General features: G+C 34.9%; 22 protein-coding genes. 17 read left to right on the top strand and 5 right to left on the bottom strand.

Going from position 1 to position 25,552, the window contains the following annotated elements; translation table 11 throughout:
* Positions 1-6: 6 nt before the first annotated feature.
* From HMPREF9333_RS07820 to HMPREF9333_RS07810, 4 genes are all read left to right on the top strand, one after another.
* Complete coding sequence (locus HMPREF9333_RS07820; protein WP_005541203.1) at positions 7-1,185, top strand: sensor histidine kinase; 1,179 nt, start codon at positions 7-9, stop codon at positions 1,183-1,185.
* A gap of 120 nt (positions 1,186-1,305) precedes the next feature.
* Positions 1,306-1,437, top strand: coding sequence for a hypothetical protein (locus tag HMPREF9333_RS13505; RefSeq protein ID WP_276979693.1), 132 nt, complete (start codon positions 1,306-1,308; stop codon positions 1,435-1,437).
* A 179-nt stretch (positions 1,438-1,616) separates the two neighbouring features.
* Positions 1,617-2,480 carry a CPBP family intramembrane glutamic endopeptidase gene (locus HMPREF9333_RS07815; RefSeq protein ID WP_005541202.1) on the top strand — a complete coding sequence of 288 codons (864 nt, stop codon included), beginning with the start codon at positions 1,617-1,619 and terminating at the stop codon, positions 2,478-2,480.
* 201 nt (positions 2,481-2,681) lie between these two features.
* Positions 2,682-3,350, top strand: a complete 669-nt coding sequence (locus HMPREF9333_RS07810; RefSeq protein ID WP_040882601.1) for a TlpA family protein disulfide reductase — start codon at positions 2,682-2,684, stop codon at positions 3,348-3,350.
* Between the two features lie 141 nt (positions 3,351-3,491).
* On the opposite strand, the gene HMPREF9333_RS07805 is transcribed toward HMPREF9333_RS07810, so the two are convergent.
* Complete coding sequence (locus HMPREF9333_RS07805) at positions 3,492-4,154, bottom strand: response regulator transcription factor (protein ID WP_040882600.1); 663 nt, start codon at positions 4,152-4,154, stop codon at positions 3,492-3,494.
* A 471-nt stretch (positions 4,155-4,625) separates the two neighbouring features.
* Here HMPREF9333_RS07805 and HMPREF9333_RS07800 point away from each other — a divergent pair, with 471 nt between their 5' ends.
* A complete protein-coding gene (locus HMPREF9333_RS07800) occupies positions 4,626-4,826 on the top strand; it encodes a cold-shock protein (RefSeq protein WP_005541198.1) in 201 nt (66 codons plus the stop codon).
* Between the two features lie 214 nt (positions 4,827-5,040).
* Positions 5,041-6,375: an HAD-IIIA family hydrolase gene (locus tag HMPREF9333_RS07795; RefSeq protein WP_005541196.1), complete on the top strand. Its 1,335-nt coding sequence runs from the start codon at positions 5,041-5,043 to the stop codon at positions 6,373-6,375.
* A gap of 403 nt (positions 6,376-6,778) precedes the next feature.
* Here the strand turns inward: HMPREF9333_RS07795 and HMPREF9333_RS07790 are convergent, their stop codons facing one another.
* Positions 6,779-7,681 carry a class I SAM-dependent methyltransferase gene (locus HMPREF9333_RS07790; protein ID WP_005541195.1) on the bottom strand — a complete coding sequence of 301 codons (903 nt, stop codon included), beginning with the start codon at positions 7,679-7,681 and terminating at the stop codon, positions 6,779-6,781.
* 525 nt (positions 7,682-8,206) lie between these two features.
* On the opposite strand from HMPREF9333_RS07790, the gene HMPREF9333_RS13320 reads away from it, so the two are divergent.
* The 5 genes from HMPREF9333_RS13320 (at position 8,207) to HMPREF9333_RS07770 (ending at position 13,774) form a co-directional block, all read left to right on the top strand.
* Positions 8,207-8,431: a hypothetical protein gene (locus HMPREF9333_RS13320; RefSeq protein ID WP_050798127.1), complete on the top strand. Its 225-nt coding sequence runs from the start codon at positions 8,207-8,209 to the stop codon at positions 8,429-8,431.
* The gene (locus HMPREF9333_RS07785; RefSeq protein WP_242822326.1) at positions 8,421-9,581 is read left to right on the top strand and encodes a cell wall-binding protein; all 1,161 of its coding nucleotides are present in this window, start codon (positions 8,421-8,423) and stop codon (positions 9,579-9,581) included. Before HMPREF9333_RS13320 ends, HMPREF9333_RS07785 begins: the two co-directional genes overlap by 11 nt.
* Before the next feature lie 412 nt (positions 9,582-9,993).
* Positions 9,994-11,148, top strand: coding sequence for a bifunctional peptide-methionine (S)-S-oxide reductase MsrA/peptide-methionine (R)-S-oxide reductase MsrB (gene msrAB, locus HMPREF9333_RS07780; protein ID WP_005541192.1), 1,155 nt, complete (start codon positions 9,994-9,996; stop codon positions 11,146-11,148).
* A gap of 30 nt (positions 11,149-11,178) precedes the next feature.
* Complete coding sequence (locus HMPREF9333_RS07775; RefSeq protein ID WP_005541191.1) at positions 11,179-11,979, top strand: response regulator transcription factor; 801 nt, start codon at positions 11,179-11,181, stop codon at positions 11,977-11,979.
* Positions 11,969-13,774, top strand: coding sequence for a cache domain-containing sensor histidine kinase (locus HMPREF9333_RS07770; RefSeq protein ID WP_005541190.1), 1,806 nt, complete (start codon positions 11,969-11,971; stop codon positions 13,772-13,774). Before HMPREF9333_RS07775 ends, HMPREF9333_RS07770 begins: the two co-directional genes overlap by 11 nt.
* A 146-nt stretch (positions 13,775-13,920) precedes the next feature.
* Here the strand turns inward: HMPREF9333_RS07770 and aroC are convergent, their stop codons facing one another.
* Both aroC and HMPREF9333_RS07760 read right to left on the bottom strand, forming a co-directional pair.
* Complete coding sequence (gene aroC, locus HMPREF9333_RS07765; RefSeq protein ID WP_005541188.1) at positions 13,921-15,189, bottom strand: chorismate synthase; 1,269 nt, start codon at positions 15,187-15,189, stop codon at positions 13,921-13,923.
* Between the two features lie 2 nt (positions 15,190-15,191).
* Positions 15,192-16,250: a lactonase family protein gene (locus HMPREF9333_RS07760; protein WP_005541186.1), complete on the bottom strand. Its 1,059-nt coding sequence runs from the start codon at positions 16,248-16,250 to the stop codon at positions 15,192-15,194.
* A gap of 415 nt (positions 16,251-16,665) precedes the next feature.
* Between HMPREF9333_RS07760 and HMPREF9333_RS07755 the strand changes: the two genes are divergently transcribed.
* The 6 genes from HMPREF9333_RS07755 (at position 16,666) to HMPREF9333_RS07730 (ending at position 22,023) form a co-directional block, all read left to right on the top strand.
* The gene (locus tag HMPREF9333_RS07755; protein WP_005541185.1) at positions 16,666-17,742 is read left to right on the top strand and encodes an ABC transporter ATP-binding protein; all 1,077 of its coding nucleotides are present in this window, start codon (positions 16,666-16,668) and stop codon (positions 17,740-17,742) included.
* The gene (locus tag HMPREF9333_RS07750) at positions 17,735-18,568 is read left to right on the top strand and encodes an ABC transporter permease (RefSeq protein WP_005541184.1); all 834 of its coding nucleotides are present in this window, start codon (positions 17,735-17,737) and stop codon (positions 18,566-18,568) included. The genes HMPREF9333_RS07755 and HMPREF9333_RS07750 overlap by 8 nt, the downstream gene beginning before the upstream one ends.
* Positions 18,565-19,389 carry an ABC transporter permease gene (locus HMPREF9333_RS07745; RefSeq protein ID WP_005541183.1) on the top strand — a complete coding sequence of 275 codons (825 nt, stop codon included), beginning with the start codon at positions 18,565-18,567 and terminating at the stop codon, positions 19,387-19,389. Before HMPREF9333_RS07750 ends, HMPREF9333_RS07745 begins: the two co-directional genes overlap by 4 nt.
* Position 19,390: 1 nt before the next feature.
* Complete coding sequence (locus tag HMPREF9333_RS07740) at positions 19,391-20,509, top strand: ABC transporter substrate-binding protein (RefSeq protein ID WP_005541182.1); 1,119 nt, start codon at positions 19,391-19,393, stop codon at positions 20,507-20,509.
* 141 nt (positions 20,510-20,650) lie between these two features.
* Positions 20,651-21,511 (top strand): CPBP family intramembrane glutamic endopeptidase, encoded by an 861-nt coding sequence (locus HMPREF9333_RS07735; RefSeq protein ID WP_005541181.1) that lies wholly within the window; start codon positions 20,651-20,653, stop codon positions 21,509-21,511.
* A gap of 41 nt (positions 21,512-21,552) precedes the next feature.
* On the top strand, positions 21,553-22,023 hold the full coding sequence (locus HMPREF9333_RS07730; RefSeq protein ID WP_005541180.1) for a YbaK/EbsC family protein: 471 nt from the start codon (positions 21,553-21,555) through the stop codon (positions 22,021-22,023).
* Positions 22,024-22,113: 90 nt separating this feature from the next.
* On the opposite strand, the gene HMPREF9333_RS07725 is transcribed toward HMPREF9333_RS07730, so the two are convergent.
* A complete protein-coding gene (locus HMPREF9333_RS07725) occupies positions 22,114-25,353 on the bottom strand; it encodes a hypothetical protein (RefSeq protein WP_005541179.1) in 3,240 nt (1,079 codons plus the stop codon).
* Between the last annotated feature and the right edge of the window lie 199 nt (positions 25,354-25,552).

Below are 25,552 nucleotides of genomic sequence, written 5' to 3'. Positions count from 1 at the left end.
GATTTTATGGATACTGACAAATTAAATAAAAATAACGGCAGGAGAAAATTATGCTCCGGAATTTTAGATAAATTGTGGAACAGATTCTCTATAAGGACTAAAATAACCTTCCTTACCGCTTCGGTATTTATTTTTATATCTGTTATATCACTTGTATTTACGATACAGAATGTAGAGACTATATTTATAATTGATGAATCGGCATATTCTGAAATCACACAAGGCGAAGGTGATTCTGAGCATATACCTGTAGACCTTGATTTGCAGAGAGCTCTTAAGAAAGGGCAGGATATGTTCAGGCTCACAAGCACGCTTATGATGGCATTTCTGGTAATTGCAGGTACTCTGCTTATATGGTGGGTAAGCGGAAAGGCACTTAAGCCGCTTCAAAAATTAAGCAGGATAATAAAACACCTTGATATAAATCAGCTTGATCAGCAGATACAGGTGGTTGAGAGCCTTGATGAAGTCGGGGATCTCCAGACGGCATTTAATTACATGCTTGTAAACATAAAAGAATCCTATGAAAAACAGCGGAGATTTTCAAGAAATGCGGCACATGAATTAAAGACACCGGTAGCTGCTATAAGAGCGAATCTTGAGGTTTTAAATATGGATGAAAATCCTTCATATGAAGATTATAGAAGTTTTACTGATATAGTAGGCAGGCAGACTGAGGCTATGGCTTCAATAGTACAGGGGCTCAGGCTGTTAAGCAGCGGTGAAAACCTTAATATTACAAAATTTAACTTATATGAAAATATACAAATGATAATACTTAATCTTGATAATGAGATTAAAAATAAAAATATAAAGATACATATAAAATGTGCTGACAAAAATTTACATATAAATGCGGATAATGTACTTATGAAGCAGGCGATATTTAATATAATCCATAATGCGATCAGATATTCTGACGAAAACGGAGATATAGATATATCTATAAATACAGATTCTGTTATTGTAAAGGATTATGGCAGCGGAATATCAAAAGAGAACCTTGAAAAGATATTTGAGCCGTTTTACTGTGTTGACAGCTCTAGGTCAAAGAAGCTGGGAGGAAGCGGACTGGGGCTTGCAATTACAAAAGAGATACTTGCAGAACACGGTTTTAATATAAAAGTTAAAAGTGAGGAAGGACATTTCACTGAATTTGAAATATACTTTAAACAATCCTCTTAAAATTAAAAAAATATAAGTTTAAAACCGAATTATAAAACATTATTATAAAGTATTTTTAAAATTATCAGGCTATATAAAAAGACTTTTAAATTTGATTATATAGCCCGGAAAGGAGAAGTTATGCTTATTAAGAAGATAGAAAATAATCGTATAATTCCTTTTGTATTTTTTATACTGTCAATACTTTTTATAGTTTTAGGCATATTGAGACATGAGAATATTGATGTATTGCAGAAGGCTACAAGGATATGACTGGAATGTATAGGTATTGGTTAATACTACTAAAAAATATAATAAATTAAATATAACAAATTAAAGTCTGATATTGGCAGCCGGATAAATTTCCGGACTAAGTATTCAATATTAGGAAATTAATATTAGGAAATAAAGAACAATAAAAATAATAAACCTGAAAGAAAGGAATAAAAAATATGAATATGATAAAAAAAATAAAACCGTTGGGATATATATTTTTAGCATTGGTTTTTGCAGCCAGTGTAATGATAGTACATGTGATTCTTGCCAATATTCTGGTAATGATATTTACCGCTACAAATTCACCTTTTTTAGCATGGCTGCTTTCGCCGGATGATATAAACAGATTTGATATGCTTAAATATCCGCTGATGATAGTTTTATTCTGGTTTTTATACAGGAAAATCGTAAGCGGTAATTTGCCGGATGCAGAGTCTAAAGTTGTATGGGATATTAAAAAAGGCATTATGTTCAGTATTCTCATAGGTTTAGGATTTGGAGGCATATCATTTTTATGGATAAAACTTGTAGAAAATGCACTTTCAGGAGTAGGCTTTATAAAGCAGAGCCTTGATACACTTGAACATGTAAGTGAAAATTATAGTCAGGGTTCCACCGTATTGTTGATATTAACAGGAGGAATAATGGGACCGATTATGGAAGAGCTGCTTTTTAGAGGCATAATTTTAGGGCTGCTTGAAAAAGTTAAAAAGGGTTGGTTTGCAGTAATTTTTTCCGCACTGCTTTTCGGTATAGCACATATAGCATTTGTACAGGTGGTATATACATTTTTAATGGGACTTATAGCAGGTGCAATATATCTAAAGACAAGAAATATACTTTGGCCCATAATAATACATATTACTATAAACACTGTGGCTGCAATATCTTCATTTGCTCAGGTGCAGAATTATCTGGGTATATGGGAGAAGATTTCGGTAATACTGATTATTCCTGCATTATATATTGTATTTAAAACTGCATATCAAAGTTTCGGTGTTGCTTCCGAACAAAAAAACGGTGTATATGAGCCGTTGTAAAAAATATAAAAATTTATATAGCCAAGAAACAATTTCTTAACTATATCTTTACTGTGTTGAGTGTAAAATAGGCGTATGTTAAATTAATCTGAAAACAAATCATAAGATTAATTTATTTCCGGGATATATCTAACTTGGAAATTATGAACATAATAAAATAATATTTAGAAAATTATTAAATGAAAAAAGGAGATTATGAAAATGAAAAAATTATTAGTAACAGGAATTGCAGGTATGATGTTTTTGCTTGCGGGATGTAATGCAGGCGGAAGTGCCCAGAGCGCAGGAGGCTCACAGGAAAGCCTTGTGGCAAATGCCGATGATGTGAAAAAGGCAGGTGGTTCAATTGATACCAATATGGACAGCAAAGGTATGGACGACAAGGGTATGGACGGTAAAGGCATGGAAAGTATGGGAACCGGACAGGGACTAAGTGATATGAAAAAAATCCCTGAGTTTAAAGCAAAGACAAGTGATGGCAAGGATGTAAGTAATGATATATTCAAAGACAGCAAGCTTACACTTGTAAATGTTTGGGGCAGCTGGTGTCATCCATGCGTTGAGGAGCTTCCGGAGCTTCAGAAGGTATATGAGAAAATGAAAGATAAGGGGGTTAATGTAGTCGGAATAGCACAGGATTCGTCGTCTAGCCCTGATGCCGTAAAGGATATTATTAAAAAGGGCGGACTTACATATACAAATATATTCCCTGAAGGAAAACTGCTTGATGCGGTTATGAATAATCAGGCATTTCCACTTACACTTTTAGTTGATTCAGAGGGTAATGTTGTTGGAGAACCTTTAAAGGGCGGAAGCGATGAAGCACATTTTACAGAGATGATTGAAAAAGCCCTTGCGGATATGAAATAAAAGATATTACGACCATAATAAAAAAACTACATTAAAAGAACTGCTTCTTTACGGTTATAAACCGGAAGGATGCAGTTCTTTTATTAAATAAAAAATAAAATTAAACTGAATATATTGCTTTATATTGTATTGTTTTATAATTTATGATTCGACATAGTAGCCGATCCCTCTGCTTGTTTTTATAACATCTGCTCCAAGCTTTTTTCGCAGTGCCGCTATATGCACTTTTATAACCTGTGAGATATCGTTTGCATTCATATCTATATTATGTTCAAGAAGCTCTGATGATGAAACCACAGTATCCTTACGGCAGCAAAGATATTCAAATATACTGTATTCTTTCGGTGTAAGGGGTATATATTCACCGGATTTAAAAACCTGCTTTTTAGTTACAAGCAGAGTTATATCAAACTGTTCAAGTTTTATATCATCGGTACTGTCAGTATATGAAGTTCTTAAAAGTGCACGTATGCGTGCTTCAAGCTCCTTAAAGTGGAAGGGCTTTACAAGGTAGTCGTTTGCGCCCAGATCAAGTCCTTTAACCTTATCGTCAAGGGTGCTTCTTGCTGATAGAATAAGGACTTTTTTATCTGGATTGTCCTGACGGATCTCTTTAAGTACCTCAATGCCGTCAAGTTTAGGCATATTAAGGTCCAGTATTATAAGGTCATAATCAGATTCATAATAGAGTTCAAGTGCTTCCTCACCGTCATGTGCTGTATCAACATAGTAATTAAGTTTTCTCAGCCCTTTGGTAAGAGCATTAAGTATATCATCTTCATCTTCGCATATAAGTAATCTCATAATATCCTCCATTGTATTAATAGTAAAAAGTTGCCGTCTGTACGGCTTTTTGTATATAATCATTTGAAATGTTTTCTGCGGCGAACATTAATACATACATGGCAGAAATTTGACAGTAACAGAATACACTAAAATCTAAAAAATATCAAGAATATATCTTAAAGATAAAGTTGATTATAATAGTAAATACCGATTATATAAGGTAAAAAATATAAAAATATAAAATAAATCAGATAAAAAATTTATATTCTTTATAATTTATTAATATACTTTAAGAAAAAAAACGGCTTGATTTTATCAAATGTTATTGACATAATTTAGATTAACTGTTATCATAAAGATGTATTTTCAGTTGAGCTATAGATTCACATATTTTTGTAAGTCATGGGGTACTCTTAGTTCATGCTTTACAAAAATATGTGATTTTTAAGTTGCAACGGAATGCGAAAAATTATATGGGGGGTACCAGTAATGAACGGTACAGTTAAGTGGTTTAATGCTACGAAGGGCTATGGATTTATCACAAATGATGATGACCAGAGCGAGATTTTCGTACATTTTTCAGGAATCAACTCTGAGGGTTACAAATCTCTTGAGGATGGTCAGAAGGTAACCTATGATACCGCTGAGGGCAGCAGAGGAATACAGGCTGTTAATGTATCAGTTGTCTAGTTCTTAAACTACTTTGGGAACTGCCGCAGTACGGCATTTTAATGCTGGGACAATCAGCTTTGTCGCAGCCTGCCGTTTTGTGGCAGTTTTTATTATTATGACATAGGTGTCAAAAGATAATAAATTCTATTGCAAGCAAGCTTGCATCGAATTTTTATACTTTTTACACTTGTATCTTATTATAATATTTATAAATAATTTGAGGAATATATTCATGCATGCAGTTATTATGGCAGGAGGCAAAGGGAGCAGACTTGCCTCAATTACAAAAAATGAAATACCTAAACCTATGGTGGATATAAAGTCAAAACCTTTGCTTGAGTGGCAGCTTGAGGAACTTAAAAAATACGGTATTACCACTGTTACAATGGTTGTGGGATATCTTAGTGAAAAGATTATTCAGTATTTTGGAAACGGAGAGGATTTTGGCTGTGAGATAGATTATATAATTGAGGAACAGGCACTTGGAACTGCCGGAGCTTTTTGTTTTTTAACAGAAAAATTTATAAATGAAAAGGCTTCTGACGGTTATTTTATGCTTGTTTTCGGTGATGTATTTTTTGATATAGATATAAAGAAGATGGAGAATTTTCACATTGAAAAAAAATCAAAAGCAACCTTATTTGTACATCCCAATTCACATCCGTTTGATTCCGATCTTGTTAAAGTTGACGAGTATAGCCGTGTAGTGGAGTTCGACTCAAAAAATAATGTAAGAGATTACTGGTATGATAATCTTGTAAATGCAGGTCTTTATATACTTGACAAGTCAATATGTACTAGGGTGCCGCTGCCTGTTAAAACAGATTTTGAAAAGGATATACTGGCGGTTATGGCTAAAAACGGTGAGGAAATTTATGCATATAAATCACCTGAATTTGTTAAAGATATAGGCACTGTTGAGAGAATTACAAGTACTGTAAGGGATATTGAAAGCGGTTTTATAAACTCAAAAAATCTTTCATATAAACAGAAGGCGATATTTCTTGACAGAGATGGAACTATAAATAAATTTAAAGGGCTTATATATGATGAGGATGAATTTGAACTTGAAGCCGGTGCCATAGAGGCGATAGGGCTTATAAACAAATCCGGTATGCTTGCAATAGTTGCAACAAATCAGCCTGTGGTTGCCAGGGGGCTCTGTGATATTAAAGATGTTGAAAACATACATAAAAAGCTTTCAACTCTGCTTGGCAGAGAAGGGGTATTTCTTGATGATATATTTTTCTGTCCGCATCATCCTGATAGAGGTTATCCTGAGGAAAATCCCAGATATAAAGTAGAATGTAAATGCCGAAAGCCTGATACGGGTATGGCATATGAAGCCGCACAAAGATATCATATAGATCTCAAATCGTCATGGATGATAGGCGATACCACAATTGACATGGAATTTGCAAGACGGCTCGGTATGAGATCGGTCCTTTTAAAAACCGGAGAAGGAGGACTTGACTGTAAATTTGAGGTTAAGCCCGATATATATGCGGAAAATATACTTGATGCGGTAAAAAAGATATTTGAGCGGGAAAAAATAAACATGCAGTAAACAAAACAAAGGTGCATGGAAAATAAATTGATTTTAAATTGAGTTTTACCGTAATTTATAAGTATAGACTATAAAATTTAAAAAGCAAAAGGCTCATTAATATTTGTGGCCTTTTTGCTTTTTATATTTTAAAGCATATTATACTATAATATGTTTTATTGTAATGTATATTCCTACTTTGTAAGGTATATCCTACCGCAACTTATAGCTTACTATAATAAATACATATCTTAATTGTAATGAGTATTTTACCGTAACGCATATTTTATTATAATGTATGTCTTATTATTTTTATTATTAATGTATGTCTTATTATTAAGAACCTATATAGGAAAATGTATTTATAATAACTTATTATTTCGGAACAATACTGTGAATCCTTAATCCTGCCGGCAGCTATATATTACCATAACATTCTTGCACAGGCACCGCAAGGCATTATAAATCCGTCCTCTTCCACAAAAAGACCAAGTTCGTCAGCTTCAGCTTTGCCGTTCTTTTCCAGATTAAGTGCTTTTGCAGCGGTAAGTAACATATAATTTAAAACTCCTGCCTGAAGTCCGGTAGTATATGAATTTATAATGAAAAAAAGCGGTGTATTGCTTAAAAGGCTTAGAGAAGCTTTTATAAGACTGTAAATAGAGGACTCTATTTTCCAGATTTCCCCCTTAGGTCCTCTGCCATAGGAAGGGGGATCCATAATTATGGCATCATAGCGGTTTTTTCGTCTTATCTCACGCTGTGTAAATTTAATACAGTCATCAACCAGCCATCTTATGCCGGCATCATTAAGACCGGATGATACCGCATTTTCCTTTGCCCAGGCTACCATGCCTTTGCTTGCATCAACATGTGTTACTTTTGCTCCTGCTGCCGCAGCGGCAAGGGTTGCACCTCCTGTATAGGCGAATAGGTTTAAAAGTTTTACCTCGGCACCTGAATTTATACGTTTTTTTATGTGCTTAAAGCTGAAATCCCAGTTTGAAGCCTGTTCCGGAAAAAGACCTGTATGTTTAAAGCTAAAAGGCTTCAGATTGAAAGTAAGCCTCTTATGTACATCTGAGTCATTTAAATCATAATTTATGCTCCACTGCTGCGGTAATGAAAAAAATTCCCATTCACCACCGCCTTTTGAATCACGGTGATAGTGTGCATTTGCTTTATTCCAGAGAATATGCCTGCTTTCTTTTTGCCATATAATTTGAGGATCAGGTCTTATAAGTATATATTTTCCCCATTTTTCAAGTTTTTCACCACCGCCTGTTGATATTATTTTATAATCTTTCCAGTTTTTTCCTATCCACATACTTAAACTCCTTAATATTATAGTAGCAGCTTTTAAAGACCGTGTATAAGGTCCTTATGGTTTTTGAGTGTCTTTAATAACATAAAAAAACTCCTTGTGTTTTGAAGCGAAATTCAATACTTACAGCAAGGATTTTTTGATATTCTGGGTATAGCAGAGCACTGCAAGACCATAATAGCATATTTGCATTAAAAAATACAGCGGCTTTCTAAGGGAAGTTCGGGTAATTTTAAATTTTATTTTTATTGCCTGTATAGATAAATATACAGCCGGGCAGTTAAAGTTGCAGCCGATTTGTTTATAAAAAGTTACTTAAAAAACATTCCGAAAAAAATGTTATAAAAAACGTAATTATTTTGCAAGAATCATAGTATTGAATATTCCGGTTTATATGGTAAAATAGAATCGGTTGTCTTTACAGGCAAGGATTATATAATATATATAATTTTTTGTATGCCGCAAATGCAGTATGCAAGTATTTCAGTGGTATTTATATTTAAGATTTTAGGAAGGTGTAGATTGATTATGAAAACGAGATGGATAATACCGGCTTTAGCGGCAGGAATTGTTTTTTGTGTTCCTTCATTTACTGCAAGAGCTGAGGGGTGGCAGCAGTCAGGTTCCTCATGGATATATCTTGATTCTTCAAATAATAGGCTGAAAGAGGCATGGAGAAAAGGAGCTGACGGCAAGTACAGATGGCTTGACAGTTCAGGTGAGATGGCAAAAAAATGCCTGGGTGGATTCTAATACATACTATGTTGATGAAAACGGCATATATGTTTATTCTTCCTGGAAAAAGATAAAGGATGCGTGGTACCATTTTGGAGATAATGGCAAGGCTGCCAAGGAAGTATGGCAGAATATAGATAAAAAGTGGTATTATTTTAATGAGGAAGGACATATGCTCACAGGCTGGATACTTGATGATATGTATTTTTGCGCTGAAGACGGGCATATGCTTACAGGCTGGCAGAGACTTTTGCCCCCTAAGCAGTACAGCTATGAAAAAAGTGAGAGAACTCCTACTCCCTCTACTACATTTAATGATGATGATAAAAACTGGTATTATTTCGGTTCAAACGGAAAGAAATTTGTCCCTAAAGACCTTGACGGTGCATATGGAGAGAGAAAGGTTGACGGAGTAAGGTACTGTTTTACCGAAAGCGGAGCACTGCATGTAGGCTGGGCAAATGTAAAGGGTACAGGCAAGGGTTCGGCTTCAATTACTGATTATAAATATTATAATAAGGACGGTACTGTGAGGACAGGTTGGTATTCTATTGAGCCGCCTGATGATATACTTGAAAATTATGAACATGAGGTTGAATGGTTTTATTTTGATACTGCAGGAGTGCCTTATGCTTCAAAGGACAACAGTATTTATGCTAAGGATATAAAGAAAATAAACGGTAAATCATATCTTTTCAATCACAGAGGAAACCCTGTTTACGGTCTCCAGAAAGTATATACAGGAACCAGCGGAAAATACACTGCATATTATTTCGGTACGGAAAAACAGAGCAATATGCAAAAAGGTAAGATAAAACTTGAAGGTGTTGACGGAAACAGCTCAATGTATTATTTTCAGGAATCAACAGGAAGAGGATATACGGGTGTAAAGGACGGGCATCTTTATTATATGGGAAAACTCCAAAAGTCCGATAAGGACAGTAAGTACCTTATAGTATCCATACCGCATGATTCAGGAAACGGATTTACAAATTATGTTGTGAATTCATCAGGCAAGATAACTAAAAACGGTAAGGTAAAAGATGGAGACAAAGTGGAATACCGTACTGATGCAAATGGTATACTTACACATATAAACGGTTCAAATGAGGGAGTAGGCGGAGAATATACACATCCGCAGGAACCTGATTTCAGAGATTTCAATTAATAGAGTATTTTGCAAAACGGCATATAATAATTTATGGACCGCAGGGGTATTTACCCCTGCGGTCTGCTGCTTTCTTTGGATAATTGCTAACTGTTTACTGTTTTTCTGTGCTATAACTGAAATTGCAGTTGTTTTTATGATTTTAACTACGTGTATAAGGGAAACTATGATTTAATCATTCTGTCTTGGATATTGCCTCAGTAATATGGAATTTTATACATCTATACAGTAAAATTATAATAGTGCTGAAGTTGAAATATGTTGCCAATCACATAATTTGATTATATAATTGCATACAACCTGATTATATTCAAGTTTTTACAAATCATTTTCTATTATATTAAAGTCTATGATATATTATTATACTGTATGCAGACAGCTGTATGATACATCAAAGAAAGGAAAATAGAAAATGAAAAAAGGAATATATATAATCCCGGTGCTGGCTGCGGCTGTACTGGTTATGCTGTCTATATATATAAACGGTAGAATTAAGTCTACTGCAGGCACAGGAAATAATATGCATAATATGGAGAAATATAAAACGGATAATAAGGAGAATGTTGATAACATGAATGACATGAACAGTGCCGACCAAAAGAAAGATTCAAACAAACAGTTAAAAACTATATATCTGGCAGGTGGATGCTTTTGGGGCTTAGAAGCTTATATGCAGAAAATATATGGTATTGACGATGCCGTAAGCGGATATGCAAACGGTAAAACTGAAAATCCTTCATATGAAGATCTTGTATATAGAAACAGCGGACATGCCGAAACTGTAAAAGTAACTTACGATCCTGAACAGATAAGTCTTGAAAGTATAATGAAATACTATCTCAGGGTAGTTGATCCTACAAGTTTTCATAAACAGGGCAATGATACAGGCGTACAGTATAGAAGCGGGGTGTACTATACTGATGAACAAGACAGGGATATAATTCAGGGTATACTTGATAAAGAACAGGAAAAATATAAAGATAAGATAGTGGTTGAAGTGCTTCCTCTTAAACAATTTTATGAGGCTGAGGATTATCATCAGGACTATCTTGAAAAAAATCCGGGGGGATATTGCCATATAGACTTAAACAAAGCTGCCGCTCCGATTATAGAAGAAAGAAGATATAAAAGACCGAGTAATGAGGAACTTAAAAAGACACTTACCGACATACAATATAAAGTAACGGTTGAAAATGATACCGAACATGCATTTTCAAATGAGTACTGGGATAATTTTGAAGCCGGAATTTATGTTGATGTAACTACGGGAGAACCTTTATTTTCTTCAAATGACAAATTTCAGTCAGGCTGCGGATGGCCAAGTTTTTCAAAACCCATAGTGGAGGATGTAGTAACATATCATGAGGATACAAGCTATAATATGCTAAGGACTGAGGTTAGGAGCCGCATTGGAGATGTACACTTAGGGCATGTATTTAAAGACGGCCCTAAGGATCTCGGAGGTTTAAGATATTGTATAAACTCCGCTGCAATCAGATTTATTCCGTATGACAGTATGGAAGCCGAAGGATACGGATATTTAAAACATATAGTTAAAACAAACTAAAATGCACTGTATATTTAGGAATATATAAAGATGTATAATCTTATAATAGTTGATGATGAACCTGTGATAAGGCGGGGGATTAAGTCCCTTGCCTTTTTGCCGAGGCTTGGCATAGGTGAGATTTATGAAGCGCAAAATGCAAAAGAGGCACTTGATAAAATTGAAAAATTATCTATAGATATAATAATGCTTGATATAAATATGCCTGATATGGACGGGCTTACACTTGCAGGGATTATAAAGGAACGCTGGCAATACAAGATAGTTATAATGGTTACGGGTTATGATTATTTTGAGTATACACAGACTGCTATAAGAACCGGAGTAGATGATTATTTATTAAAGCCTGTAAGCAGATCTGATATAGAAATGGTTCTTAAAAGGATGATTGACAAGGCATCAAGGCAAAATACCAAAGACCGGATTGATAAAATTAATGGAAATACTAAAGCAGCTAATATTGATACTGAAACGGGCACGGAAAATCATAAGGATGATACGCTTTTATTCCCTGAAGTTGCAGAATATATAAAGAAACATATATATGATTCAAAGCTTTCTCTTAATAAAATGGCTTCACAGCTCGGTTTTAACGGCAATTATTTAAGCAGTGTTATAAAGAATATGTACGGTATTCCGTTTCAGGATTATATAGGTATAAAAAGAATGGAACAGGCAAAGCTGCTGCTTTTAAGTACCGCCATGAAAAATTATGAAATAGCACAGGCGGTAGGCTATGAGGATGTAAATTATTTTATAACCAAATTTAAAAAGACTTATAATATTACTCCCAGACAATATAGGCATGGAGTTATGGATAATGAAATCTAGGAATGTATTTCAAAAAAATTTTAATGTAAAAACGGCACTTGCTTTTCTTGTATTATCATTTATAAGTATAATTATTTTTTCATATAGTATTTACAATGCGAGCCTGTCTATAATTGAAAATGAAGATATAAATCATATAGAAGATTCGCTTGAACAAAGCTCGGCGAATATATCCGCCTACCTTGAAAAAATGAAATCTTTCAGCAATATTATAGCCATGCATCCCGATATAAAAAAAGCACTTGAAAAATCGGATAAAAAGGCGCTTGAATCAATTTCATCACTTGTAGGACTTGCAAAAGACAGTGATATCAGAATACGTTCAATCACTGTCGTATCCAAGGAGGGCTTTGCCATAACTGGCGGTGCCTCTATGACTATGCCGCTTTCGGAAAATATGATGGAAGAGGAATGGTATAAAAATGCATTATATTCAGATAGGATGCCTGTGCTGGCATCTACGGGGCATGGTGTATTTACCATGGATAAAGAGGACTGGATTATAAGTATAGCAAGGGAAATAAAAGGAGATAATAACGAGCATCTTGGAGTTGTGCTTATAGATGTTTCATATAAATTTATAGAGGATTATTTATCAAAACTTAATCTTGGCAGCGGCGGATATTCCGCTATAATTTCTAAACAGGGCGATATAATTTATTATCCCGATATAAGTATATTTGAGGATAATGAAAGAAGTGGTGAGCTTGTAAACTTTGTAAAAGAGGAAAGTATACAGCCGCATACAGAAAAAACTGTAAAAAAATATATAGAATTTAAAAATAAAAAACTGTATAAAACTGAAATTACAAACTCTCAGTGGATACTATACGGTTTCAGTTCTCAGGATAATATAAAACTTTTAAAACACAATCTTTTCAGATCAATATCCGTATATGCGTTATTTACATTGTTTGTAAGTATTATAATCGGAATATTTTTGTCATATTATTTAACGGTACCTTTAAGAAAGTTGACTCTGGCAATGACAAGGGCTGATAAAACATGGGAACATATAAAAGTTCCTAAAGGGGCTTCGTATGAGGTAAATACACTTTCAGACGAGTATAACAATCTGATAGACAGGATAAAGATTTTAACAAAAAACATATCGCAAAAAGAAGAAGCCAGAAGAATTTTTGAGATTAAGGTGCTGCAGAGTCAGATAAATCCTCATTTTTTATATAATACGCTTGATACTATACTTTGGCTTGCCGAACTTGGAGAAAATGAAAGAGTGGCACAGGTAAGTTCAAACCTGGGAAAAATGCTAAGGGTATCTCTTAATACGGAACAGACCTTTGTACGTCTGGGTACTGAACTTGAACATACCAGGAGCTATCTTGAAATACAAAAGGCAAGATATGAGGATATGCTTAATTATAATATAGAAGATTCTGCACAGACCGGAATTCTTGATCTGTATGTACCTAAGCTTATAATTCAGCCGATAGTTGAAAATGCAATCTATCACGGTATAAGAAAAGTCGGAACAGGTATGATAAATATAGATTATAAAAATGAAAATGGTATACTTGTGATTAATGTATCTGATAATGGTGCAGGATTTGTCATTAAAAATCAGGAGAATATATACGAAGATAAAACTAAGCACAGCAGTACTATAAAACCTAAGCTTGGAGGAATAGGTCTTAAAAATGTCAGTCAGCGCATAAAACTATTATGCGGAGATGAGTATGGGCTTGATATAAAATCCGAACCGGGAAAGGGTACGAAAGTAACTGTGAGAATTAAGTATATGGCGGATTTACAGGAGGCTGAGGCTCTAAAATAATAGAAGAGCATGTAAGTAAATATCTGTGTAAACGGATTTTGCACAGGGTTTAATAAAGACATCAAAAGGATAATTCAGGAAACTGTAAAATAAGCAGTTAATTTAGAAATCGCCAAATCCGAAAAATTTAAGATTTGGCGATTTTTTTAATATCTATTTTTTGAATATATTTTTATTATATTATCAAGTCTTGATGACATTCCTCTAAGCATAAGGTCAAGCACTGTAATTGCACACATGCATTCAATCACCACTACTGCACGGGGGACTATAACGGGGTCATGTCTGCCGCCTATCTCTATAAGAACTTCACTTCCGTTTCTATCAACGGTTTTTTGTGTAGCTGCTATTGAGGGAGTGGGTTTTATTGCCACATTTATGATCACAGCCGATCCGTCAGATATACCTCCAAGTACACCGCCTGAATTATTAGTCTTTTTGGCAATATTCAAAGTTTTCTCTACATCTGCTGTTGCAGATTTATGAGTATTATCGGTATTTTGGTTTTCTGCATCAGTAGAGGCTTTGTTTTCTTCATTTTTAAAACTATCTGTACTATCTGCAGTTTTTTTACCTGAATATGCCTCATTTTTAGAAGCTGCTGATGCAGCCAAAGACTCATGCTTTATATAAAATTCATCATTGTTTTTAATTCCGCTCATCCTTGCAGATGCAAAACCTGCCCCGAATTCAACACCCTTTACTGCACCTATGCTTATAAGTGCCTTTGCGAGCTCGGCATCAAGCTTGTCGGCGGTAGGCTCACCTATGCCGGGAGGGAGCCCTCGTATAAGACAGCTTACTATGCCGCCTGCCGAATCTTTATTGGCTATAAGCTCATCTATAAAATTACCGGCTATATATGCAGCCTGCATATCAGGCATATATAAAGGATTTAAAGGGCAGACCTCAAGGTTAAAATTATTGACATGCACAGGACCTATACTTTGAGTAAATGCGTTAATTTCAATACCCAGACTTCTTAGAAGCTTTAATGCAACGGCGCCTCCTATAACTCTTGCCGCCGTTTCCCTGCCTGAACTTCTCCCGCCTCCTCTATGATCCCTAAAGCCGTATTTCATATCATAGGTGTAGTCTGCATGCCCCGGACGGTAAACATCTGCAAGCTCATCATATTCATCAGGATTTTGATCAAGATTTTCTATAATTACCATTATAGGGGTGCCTGTTGTAAAACCGTTGAATATACCTGAATGTATTTTACATATATCGGCTTCGCTGCGTGAACTTGTATAGATATTCTGACCGGGTTTACGCCTGTTTAGATAGGGTTGTATATCTGCTTCCGACAGAGGAAGCCCTGAAGGACATCCGTCAATTATGGCGCCTATGCTTTTACCATGTGATTCTCCCCAGGTATGGACACAAAAAACTTTTCCGAAAGTGGATGACATAATTATACCTCCACTATAACACAGCTGTTTGGCTGGTTTACTTTTACACTGTTTGAACTCATTACTAAAAGAGATTTTTCATAATCTACTGTAAAAAATGTTATGGTTCCGCTTTCATGGTTAAGGCATGCGATATGTCTGTTATCAGGGAATACTACCATATCTTTGGGATATTCACCGCTTATAGGCAGACAGCATCTCGGTTCAAGAAGTCCTGTTTGAGAGTCTCTTTTGTAAAGACTTACGGAATTTTCTCCGGCGTTTGCACAGAAAAGGAAATTATTATCTGATGTAAATTTGATACAGGTGGCAGCAGTTAATTCCTTTAAATGCGTGCAGTTTGATGAGGGTACCGTCTGTATTTTTTCTATATCGGGTACACGTTTTCCTTCCTCATAATTGTATGTAAAGATATCTATGACATTTTTTTGTTCATACATAAGATAAAGAAAACGACCGTCTTTTGAAAATCTGAAAGTTTTCGGAGCGGAGTTTATATCACATGGAAGTATGTCTGAAAGTATAAGTTTGCCGTCATGTCGTGAAAACTTATAAATTTTTACATTGTCAAGCCCCAGATCTGATGCAAGAACAAAATTGCCGTCAGGTGTTACCTTTGTACAGCTCACATGCGGTCTGAAATTTCTTTCTGCGACAGAACCAAGACCGTGATGGTATATGCCGTCTGCTATATGACCTATGGAACCGTCAGGATTTAATGTCATAACAGTTATCTTTCCGTCATGATAGCCTGAAACAAACAGAAATTTATTATCATGGTCTATTGAGAGATGGCATCCTCTCATTCCTTTTATACTTGCTGAATTGAGTCTTGTTATATCGCCGTTTTCGAGTATTGTAAATGCCACAACACCTTCATCGGCTATTGAGTACAGGATTTTATTGTTATGTGATACTATGACATAGGATGAATTATTAATATCAATCTCGCCTCTTTTTTTAAAAGCCCCTTTTTCAATATCAACATCATATACGGTTATACCCTTTGCTTCACCTGTGTAAGAATAAGAACCTGTATATGCCATATATTTTTTTGTCATCTTAAACTCCGTTCTGTCTATAAAACTGTGTAATTATAATGCCGAAGATTAATAGTGCATTATTGCGGCATGCTTTTTAAATTAATGTCTGAAACCGGTTAAATCCGTTAAACATCAGGACTGCAGCTATTTTGTAAAGTATAGCATAAATAAATTAAAAAAGCTATTGACAGCAACGTCTAAAATTGCATAATTATATAGGCTGTGATTTAAATTCTTATACAGGCATGTTATATTTGACTGTTCAGCGGATTTTGAAGTTTTGAAAGAGTCCGTGATACAGCTGCATTTAAAACAGTTACATTAATTATAAATTTATGGTATTATGTGCATTAAACAAAACAACAAAAAATAAAATTTTACTCAGGGCAAGATACCGCCTTAATATAAAAATACATAGGAGGAGATTGTTTTAATGGGAAGAACGCTTATTGACCTAATACACATTGAGAAAAGCTTTGATGGAGAGATGGTGATAGACGATCTGAATTTAAGTATACCTGAAAATGCATTTTTGACTCTTTTAGGTCCTTCAGGATGCGGTAAAACAACCACTTTGCGTATAATAGGCGGTTTTGAAAGAGCCGACAAAGGCAAGGTGGTATTTGACGGGGAGGATATATCCGATGTACCTCCAAATAAAAGAAATCTGAATACGGTATTTCAAAAATATGCATTATTTCCGCATATGAATATAGCTGAAAATATAGCATTCGGATTAAAAATTAAAAATAAATCAAAGGCATATATAGATGATAAGGTAAAATATGCATTAAAGCTGGTAAATCTTGACGGTTATGAAAACAGAGATGTGGACTCGCTTTCAGGCGGTCAGCAGCAGCGTATAGCCATAGCCAGGGCGATAGTTAATGAACCTAAGGTTCTTCTGCTTGATGAGCCGCTCGGTGCACTTGATTTAAAGCTCAGGCAGGATATGCAGTATGAGCTTATAAGACTTAAAAATGAACTTGGTATAACATTTATATATGTAACTCATGATCAGGAAGAAGCACTTACAATGTCTGATACAATAGTAGTTATGAATCAGGGATATATACAGCAGATGGGAACACCTGAGCAGATATATAATGAACCGAACTGTGCATTTGTCGCAGATTTTATAGGGGAATCAAATATAATTCCGGCAGTAATGGTAAAGGACGAATTGGTAGAAATATTCGGAGCAAGATTTGCCTGTGTTGACAGAGGATTCGGTAATAACAAGCCGGTTGATGCGGTGATACGACCTGAAGATATAGATTTGGTAGAGCCTGAAAAAGGGACTTTGGTAGGTAGAGTAACTCATGTCATATTTAAAGGCGTACATTATGAAATGGAGGTTACTACACCTGATGGTTATGAGTGGCTTGTACACTCCACGGATCTTTCGCCGGTAGGAAAAGAGGTGGGTATAACGGTGGATCCGTTTGATATACAGATAATGAATAAGCCGGTGTCTGAGGACGAGGAGGCGATAGGAGTAAATGAATAATTTCCTCAGCAAGATAAAAAGCAGGAAAATATTGGTTTTTCCGTATGTCTTTTGGATACTCGGATTTACGGTGGTGCCTCTTATACTTATAGTTATATATGGACTTACCGACAAAAACGGTGTACTCACATTTGAAAATATAACTTCAATGGGAACATATGAGCACATGAAGGCACTTATACTTTCATTGCTGCTTTCATTAATAAGTACACTTATATGTCTTTTGCTTGCCTATCCGCTTGCACTTATTTTAAAAAAACGAGGTGCAGGAGCCGGAAGATTTATAGTATTTATATTTGTACTGCCTATGTGGATGAACTTTCTGCTTAGAACACTTGCATGGCAGACTCTGCTTGAAAAAAACGGGATTATAAACGGTATACTTTCATTATTTACTCTTCCGGGTATAGCTGTTATAAATACAAATTATGCTATAATATTGGGAATGGTTTATAATTTTCTTCCATTTATGGTTCTGCCGATATATAATGTTCTTGTAAAGATAGACGACAATGTAGTAAATGCGGCAAGGGATCTTGGAGCAAGTCGCAGGCAGACCTTTTTCCATATACTTCTGCCGCTGAGCATACCGGGTATAGTAAGCGGCATAACTATGGTATTTGTGCCGGCACTTACAACCTTTGTTATAAGCAATATACTTGGAGGTGCAAAGATACTGCTTATAGGGAATGTGATAGAGCAGGAATTTACCAGAGGAAGCGGCTGGCACCTTGGAGCCGGGCTTTCACTTGTGATGATGGTATTTATATTTATAAGTATGGCTCTTATAGCAAAATATGACAGTCAGGAGGGCAGGACATTTTGAAAATCGGGATTTTAAAAAGGCTTGAGAAAATCTTTGGAGATTTCTATCTTGCACTTATACTGATTTTTTTATATGCCCCTATACTTGTGATGGTGGTGCTTAGCTTTAATTCAAGCAAATCCCGCACGAGATGGGGGGGATTTACATGGCAGTGGTATACACAGCTTTTTTCAAGCAGTATGATAATGGATGCATTTAAAAATACTGTAATTATAGCTCTGCTTTCTTCAATTATAGCCTCGATTATAGGAACAGCGGCAGCCATAGCATTAAATGATATGAAAAAGCTGCCTAAAAGCATGCTTATGGGTGCAACCAGTATACCTATGCTCAATGCGGATATAGTTACAGGTATATCGCTTATGCTGGCATTTATATCATTTGGTATATCACTCGGTTTTAAGACAGTGCTCGTAAGCCATATAACCTTTAATATACCCTATGTAATACTTTCAGTGCTTCCAAAGCTTAAAAAAACAAGCAGATATACCTATGAGGCGGCACTTGACCTTGGTGCAGGACCTTTAAAGGCTTTTTTTGCAGTGGTATTTCCCGATATATTTCCGGGTATACTGTCAGGTTTTCTGCTGGCATTTACAATGTCGCTTGATGATTTTATAATAACGCATTTTACAAAGGGAGCCGGTATAAACACACTCTCGACTCTTATATATTCAGAGGTTAGAAAAGGTATAAAGCCAAGCATGTATGCACTTTCAAGCATTATATTTCTTGTTGTGCTTATACTGCTTTTAATAACAAATTTTGCACCGAATATAAATAAAGTGCATAAAAATACTAAGATAAAAGGAATGAGATAATATGAATAAAAGATATGTAGCATATGCAAAAAAAGCTGTTGCCTGTGTATTGGCATTTTGCAGCACGACTTTTTTACTTTCAGGATGTTCACTTCTTCAGAAGAATGGGCAGGAAAAGGAAGCAGGAAGCGGCGGAAAACTCTATGTCTATAACTGGGGAGAATATATAGATGACAGTATCGTTGAACAGTTTCAGAAAGAAACCGGCATAGAGGTTATATATGATATGTTTGAAACAAATGAAGAGATGTACCCTATAATAAGCTCAGGTGCTGCAAAATATGATGTGGTATGTCCTTCCGATTATATGATAAAGAAGATGGTTGATAATGGTCTTCTTGCTGAAATTGATTTTAATAATGTGCCGAATATTAAAAATATAGGACAGCAGTATATGGATATGTCAAAGGCATTTGATCCTGAAAATAAATTTTCAGTGCCTTATAACTGGGGTACAGTAGGGATAATATACAATACATCAAAGGTTGAGGGAGATCCTGACAGCTGGAATGTACTTTGGGATGAAAGGTATAAAGGCAATATACTTATGCAGGATTCGGTTAGAGATGCTTTTATGGTAGGCGAAAAAAAGCTGGGTTATTCATTAAATTCAACAGATCGGGCTGAACTTGAGGCTGTCAGAGACCAGCTTATAGCACAAAAGCCCCTTGTACAGGCGTATGTTATAGACCAGGTAAGGGATAAGATGATAGGCGGTGAAGCGGCACTTGCAGTTATTTATTCAGGAGAGATGCTGTATATACAAAATGAGATTAAAGCATCAGGAAGAGAAGACCAGCTTAAGTATGTCATTCCGAAAGAAGGAAGCAATCTCTGGATTGATTCATGGGTAATACCTAAAGATGCTCCAAATAAGGCAAATGCCGAAAAATGGATTGATTTTATGTGCCGTGCGGATATAGCAAAGAAAAATTTTGAATATATTACTTATCCTACTCCAAATACTGCCGCTTTTGAATTGCTTGATAAGGATATGAGGGAAAACAAGGCTGTATTTCCGGATCAGGAAATGCTTAAAAACTGCGAAGTATTCCAGTATCTGGGAGAGGAAGCTGACGAGCTTTATAATAACCTCTGGAAAGAAGTGAAGTCAAATTAAATATTACAGAATTTAAATGACGGTGTTTTAAAATCATCAATATTTAAATGATGGTATTATAAAATTATTGTTCTGAAAAAATCTTAAAAATGACTGATACTATTTTAGTTATGAATCTACTGCAGCAGGGAGGTAATAATTTTGTATGTTTTAAAATTTAATGAAACCTTAAATGAGGCAAAAAAAGTAACAAAATTAGGTTTTATAAATATAGTGATTTGCTATATCCTTTATTCTTTAGTAGTAGGATTAATGTCTTTCCTTCTATTAGGTTCTGATGATAATATGTCGTTTATATTGCTCGCAAATATAATAGGGGCATTTATATGTGTAGTTTACATAGTAATTGTCGGAAAAAGAACTTTTGTATCACTTGGAATGGATATAAATAAGATTGGAAGCTATATTACTGGTTGTATATTTTCAGCACTGGCTCTGTTTATAATATGGCTTTTAAATATTCTTTCAGGTGCAGTAAAAACTTCTTTTAATAGTGAGCTTAATGTATATGTGCTGCTATTTTTAATGGTAGGATTTATATTTCAGGGATTTATGGAGGAATTTTTGCTTAGAGGTCTTTTATTTGTACAGCTTGCATTAAAGACCGGTGTAGTTATAGGGCTAATATTGAATTCGCTTATTTTTGCATTGATGCATTTGGGAAATGCGGGTGCTTCGCTTATAAGTACGGTAAATACATTTTTAATCGGACTTGCATTTAGTATGATGTATTACTACCATGATAATATATGGGTTGTGTCAGGCTTTCATTCAGGCTGGAATTTTATACTGGGTCCTGTGCTTGGCATTCCGGTCAGCGGATTTATGCTGCCTTCAACGATTTTAAAAACCTCATTAAGCAGTGAATTAACATTGTTGAACGGCGGTTCATATGGGTTTGAAGCGGGGCTGCCGGTAACTTTTATAGCAGTTTGTATAATCGCAGCTTATACGGTACTGATATACAAACAGAACAAATCATTTAAAAATAATCAGCTATAAGGAAATTTGTTTAAATATAGTATAAGGAGTTGTGAGCATATATGTCTGTGGAAAAAGTAAGAGAGTATTTTAAAAAGATGGGCATTGAAAATAAGGTTATGGAATTTGAAGTATCAAGTGCGACTGTTGAACTTGCTGCCAGGGCACTTAATTGTGAAGGCAGCAGAATAGCAAAAACTCTTTCTTTTATGGTAGGTGGAAATGCTATTTTAATAGTAACTGCGGGGGATGCCAAGATTGATAATTCAAAATATAAAGCCGAATTTGCAGCTAAGGCAAAGATGCTTTCACCCGATGAGGTTATAAATCTGACAGGACATGAGGTTGGAGGTGTATGCCCGTTTGCTGTAAATGATGGTGTAAAAATATATCTTGATGAGTCTTTAAGGCGTTTTGATACAGTATTTCCTGCATGTGGGAGTGCAAACAGTGCCATAGAGCTGACTATTGAGGAACTTGAAAAATATGCTCCGTATGACAGATGGGTAAATGTATGTAAAGGTTGGAACTAAAAAATCGCACCGGTTAACCGGTGCGGTTTTTTAGTTGACTGTGTACTGAATTTTATTTAACTTGTACAGTTATGTAGCTTTTGTTATTTATTATTTCTTTTTCATCTCATTTAAGGCTGCATATATTATAAGTCCTATTCCGGCTATAAGCAGATACAGCCACCAGGCTATCCTGCTCCAGAATCCTCTTGTCATATAAAGTACTACAATTAAGGCACCTGCCGCACTTAATGCGGAATGTATGCGTTTTTTCATTGTTGAATTATAGACATAAGCGGATATACAAAGTGATTCAAATATTAAGGCATCCGCTACATTGGCGTTTATAAATACATCAAGCATAAGTGCGAACATAAATAAGGTATAAAGCAGTAATTGTACTGTACCTGTATTTTTATTATGACGGGATATAAAGCCGAGAGAGTATGTCCAAAGTGCTGCCGGCAGCAGGAAAAGCTCAAGTTTAAACAGTTCCGGGGGGATAAACCAGGGCTGTATCCAACATGCGGCTACAATGCAGGCTTCTGAAAGAGCAATTGCTGTCTGTTTCAGTCCTTTTATATTTATATATTGTATAAAATATAATGATGTTAAGAGCATATGTATAAAATTCCATGTAACATTCCCCATTAATATCAGTATAAATATAATTATACATGAGAACATGCTGTAAAAATCATATCTTATATCAGGAGAATTATAATTTGGCATATCTGAAGTGTTGTTTTTATCTGTATCCGCTTTTGCTGTTATATTTGGGAATTCTATAATATTAAACTTCGTTCTTAAAAGCAGTACGGTTATAACAAGAAGTACTGATATACCTGTCATGACCAAATCGGTTGAACAGCCATAATATGCGTTATAAGGGTTGGTATAATTATAAAATAGAGAGGGAAAAAATGGTATAAATAAAAGGGCGTTTAAAACGGATACCAATTTTATATTTTTCCTGTATGAAATCATATATAATACCGCAAATGAGACAAATATCAGTATATCATTGAATGCCGATTCATAGAATATGATTAATTCCCAGATAAGAATAAGGTGGAACAGGCTTATCATAAGCATTATAAATACTGTGAGAGTTTTATCTGTAATCAGTGAAACAATATACATACACCATGCAATGGCTGTTATTAATATCATATAATCTACAATACTTAATCTGTCAAATATCCTTAAAAAGGAGACTGCGCAGAGTAAAAAATAAATACATGAGCATTTGCCTGCAAAGTCCTTATATCCTTTAAAAATATATCTGCTGTAATATAGATATGCAGCCTGTACCATAAAGAAGGCTGAGCATATTAATATATTTGCAGAATCTGAATTATAAATAAATAATAGCTTAAAACCATATATTGAAGCCAGCATAAAGGCTGCATATATATATTGATCCGGTTTTATAGCATCAAGGACTATAAGAACGGTCAGGTATATAAGTACAAATATATCATAATTTATCATATAACTGTCGATATTTAATATCTGACATGAAATATCGACAAGATTATATACACATAAAAGTCCAAATATAGGAAATAAGGCTTTTATAAGGAGGATCTTTTTTCCGTAACGCAGTATAAGATATATTATAAATATCAGAGAATAAAGCTCGGTAAACATATCTATAAGCCTGAGTGAAAAATAATCTTTAAAAAGATGGTATATAACTGCATAAAATAATGAATAAAGTAGTCCGCATATAGTGTAGACTATTTCCGAGTAGGTATCTCTAAACGGAATCAGCTTTTTCTCCCTTAGTATAAGTACTGCCAAAAATGCAGTTATAGTAGTAAAAGGTATTATGTCATCGGGTATATTAAAATATATTACTAAAAGTATATAAAATGCGATTGAAGTAAAAGCGTTTCCTATATAGAAGCGTTTATCACGCAGGCTCTGTACTGAAGTATATATAAAAAGCAGTCCCATGGACAGAACATGGTGTATGCTTATCTCTGAATTTATAAAACTAAAGCAAAATATAAATGCGATTGCAGCTGTGATAATGGCTGCATTGGATATATATTTTCTGCTTTTTGATGTAAGACTCTGTGTAAAATCAAGCATAAAAAATATTGCAAGTGCCGACATAAGCATAAAGAGCAGCTCCTGTATGCTTTCAGGAACCATAAACCTGTATATACTTAGAAATAGAAGGAGTATAAATGCGGATATATTTAATTCACTCCTGTCATTTTTATTTCCGTATATAAGGTGTGCACATGCGAGAGTTGTGGTAACTATACCAGATATAAAGCCTGTTCCCAGCAAAAACATCGGAAATATGCTTGCGAGTATAAGGGTATTTAAGGCAAAATTATAAAAAGCAGGTATAACACTGTCTCCGCACATAAAAATATGTAGACCTGAAAATATACCTTTGCGGTTATGCTGTTTATTAAGATCTTTTATGCTGATATCATCGGCAGCATTTTCATTTTTATGTAAAATGCCATGCTTCATGGTTTCGCCTATAAGGCGTTCGATAAGCAGTATAACTAGAGCATATGCGGTAGTGCATATAAAAAATATATCCTTATCAACTTTAAGTGCCAAAAGGAAAAGCACTGTACATAGATCTATACCATATAATACAATAGAAGCAAAGAAAATCCCTTTAATTTTCCTTAATCCGCATAATAATGAAATCTCAGTCAGAAACGCACCTGCGAAAAAAAGGAAAAACTTATCGGAACCGTCAGGAGTAAGTTCAGGTCCTAAAAGCTTGAAAAAACCTATACATATGACGGATACAAATAAAAATATGCTGCCAAGCACATAAAATGCTCTGCCTGTTCCGTGGATGTGAAGCTTTTTTTCAGCAAATGAAGATGAAAAAAAGAATATCGCAGAAGAGGCTATAAGCATGGATATCTTAATTATGGAAGGAAGCACGGACCATGTAGTGGTTGCAAATATAAGACCTGCAAAAAATACAAACAGCACACCAAGTACAAGCGAAGTCCGGGACTGCCAGAGTACCAAACTGCCCTTATTCTTTACGGGTAATGTTTTTTGTCCGGAGTTTTGAGGCGTATATGAAAAAGTATTAATAAGCGGACTTTCGGCCTGAAAGTCTTTTGAACCGGTTTCAAGAGCGGGTGAAGATTCTAAATATATAGGTTTTGAAGACTGTTCTCCTTCTTCTTCAACCGGTTGGTGCAGACTTTCAATTTTGTGCATTAAATCCTTTACTTTTTTTGAAAGTAGAAGATTTTCACGGTGCAGTCTTTTAATTTCTTTGGATTTTACCTCCAATATAAAAGCAAGTACTACGGATAAAAGACACATAAACATAAACATAAAAATTATAAACATAAAAATACCTCACTAAAAACACAAACTTAAATAATTACAAACTGTTAATAAATATTAAAAAAACATGAAAAAAGTTGTTCGATATATAAACCAATTATTACGATATATAGTATTAATTTATACACCTAAGCATTTTTTACAGTACAAATACTGTATAGCATACATTATAGTGTATACAAATACTTATTTCAATATTCTA

Origin of the sequence: Johnsonella ignava ATCC 51276 (genome assembly GCF_000235445.1) — a bacterium.
Classification (GTDB): Bacteria; Bacillota; Clostridia; order Lachnospirales; family Lachnospiraceae; genus Johnsonella; species Johnsonella ignava.
The sequence above is the reverse complement of the archived record's forward strand: the minus strand, read 5'-3'. Positions and strand labels throughout refer to the sequence as shown.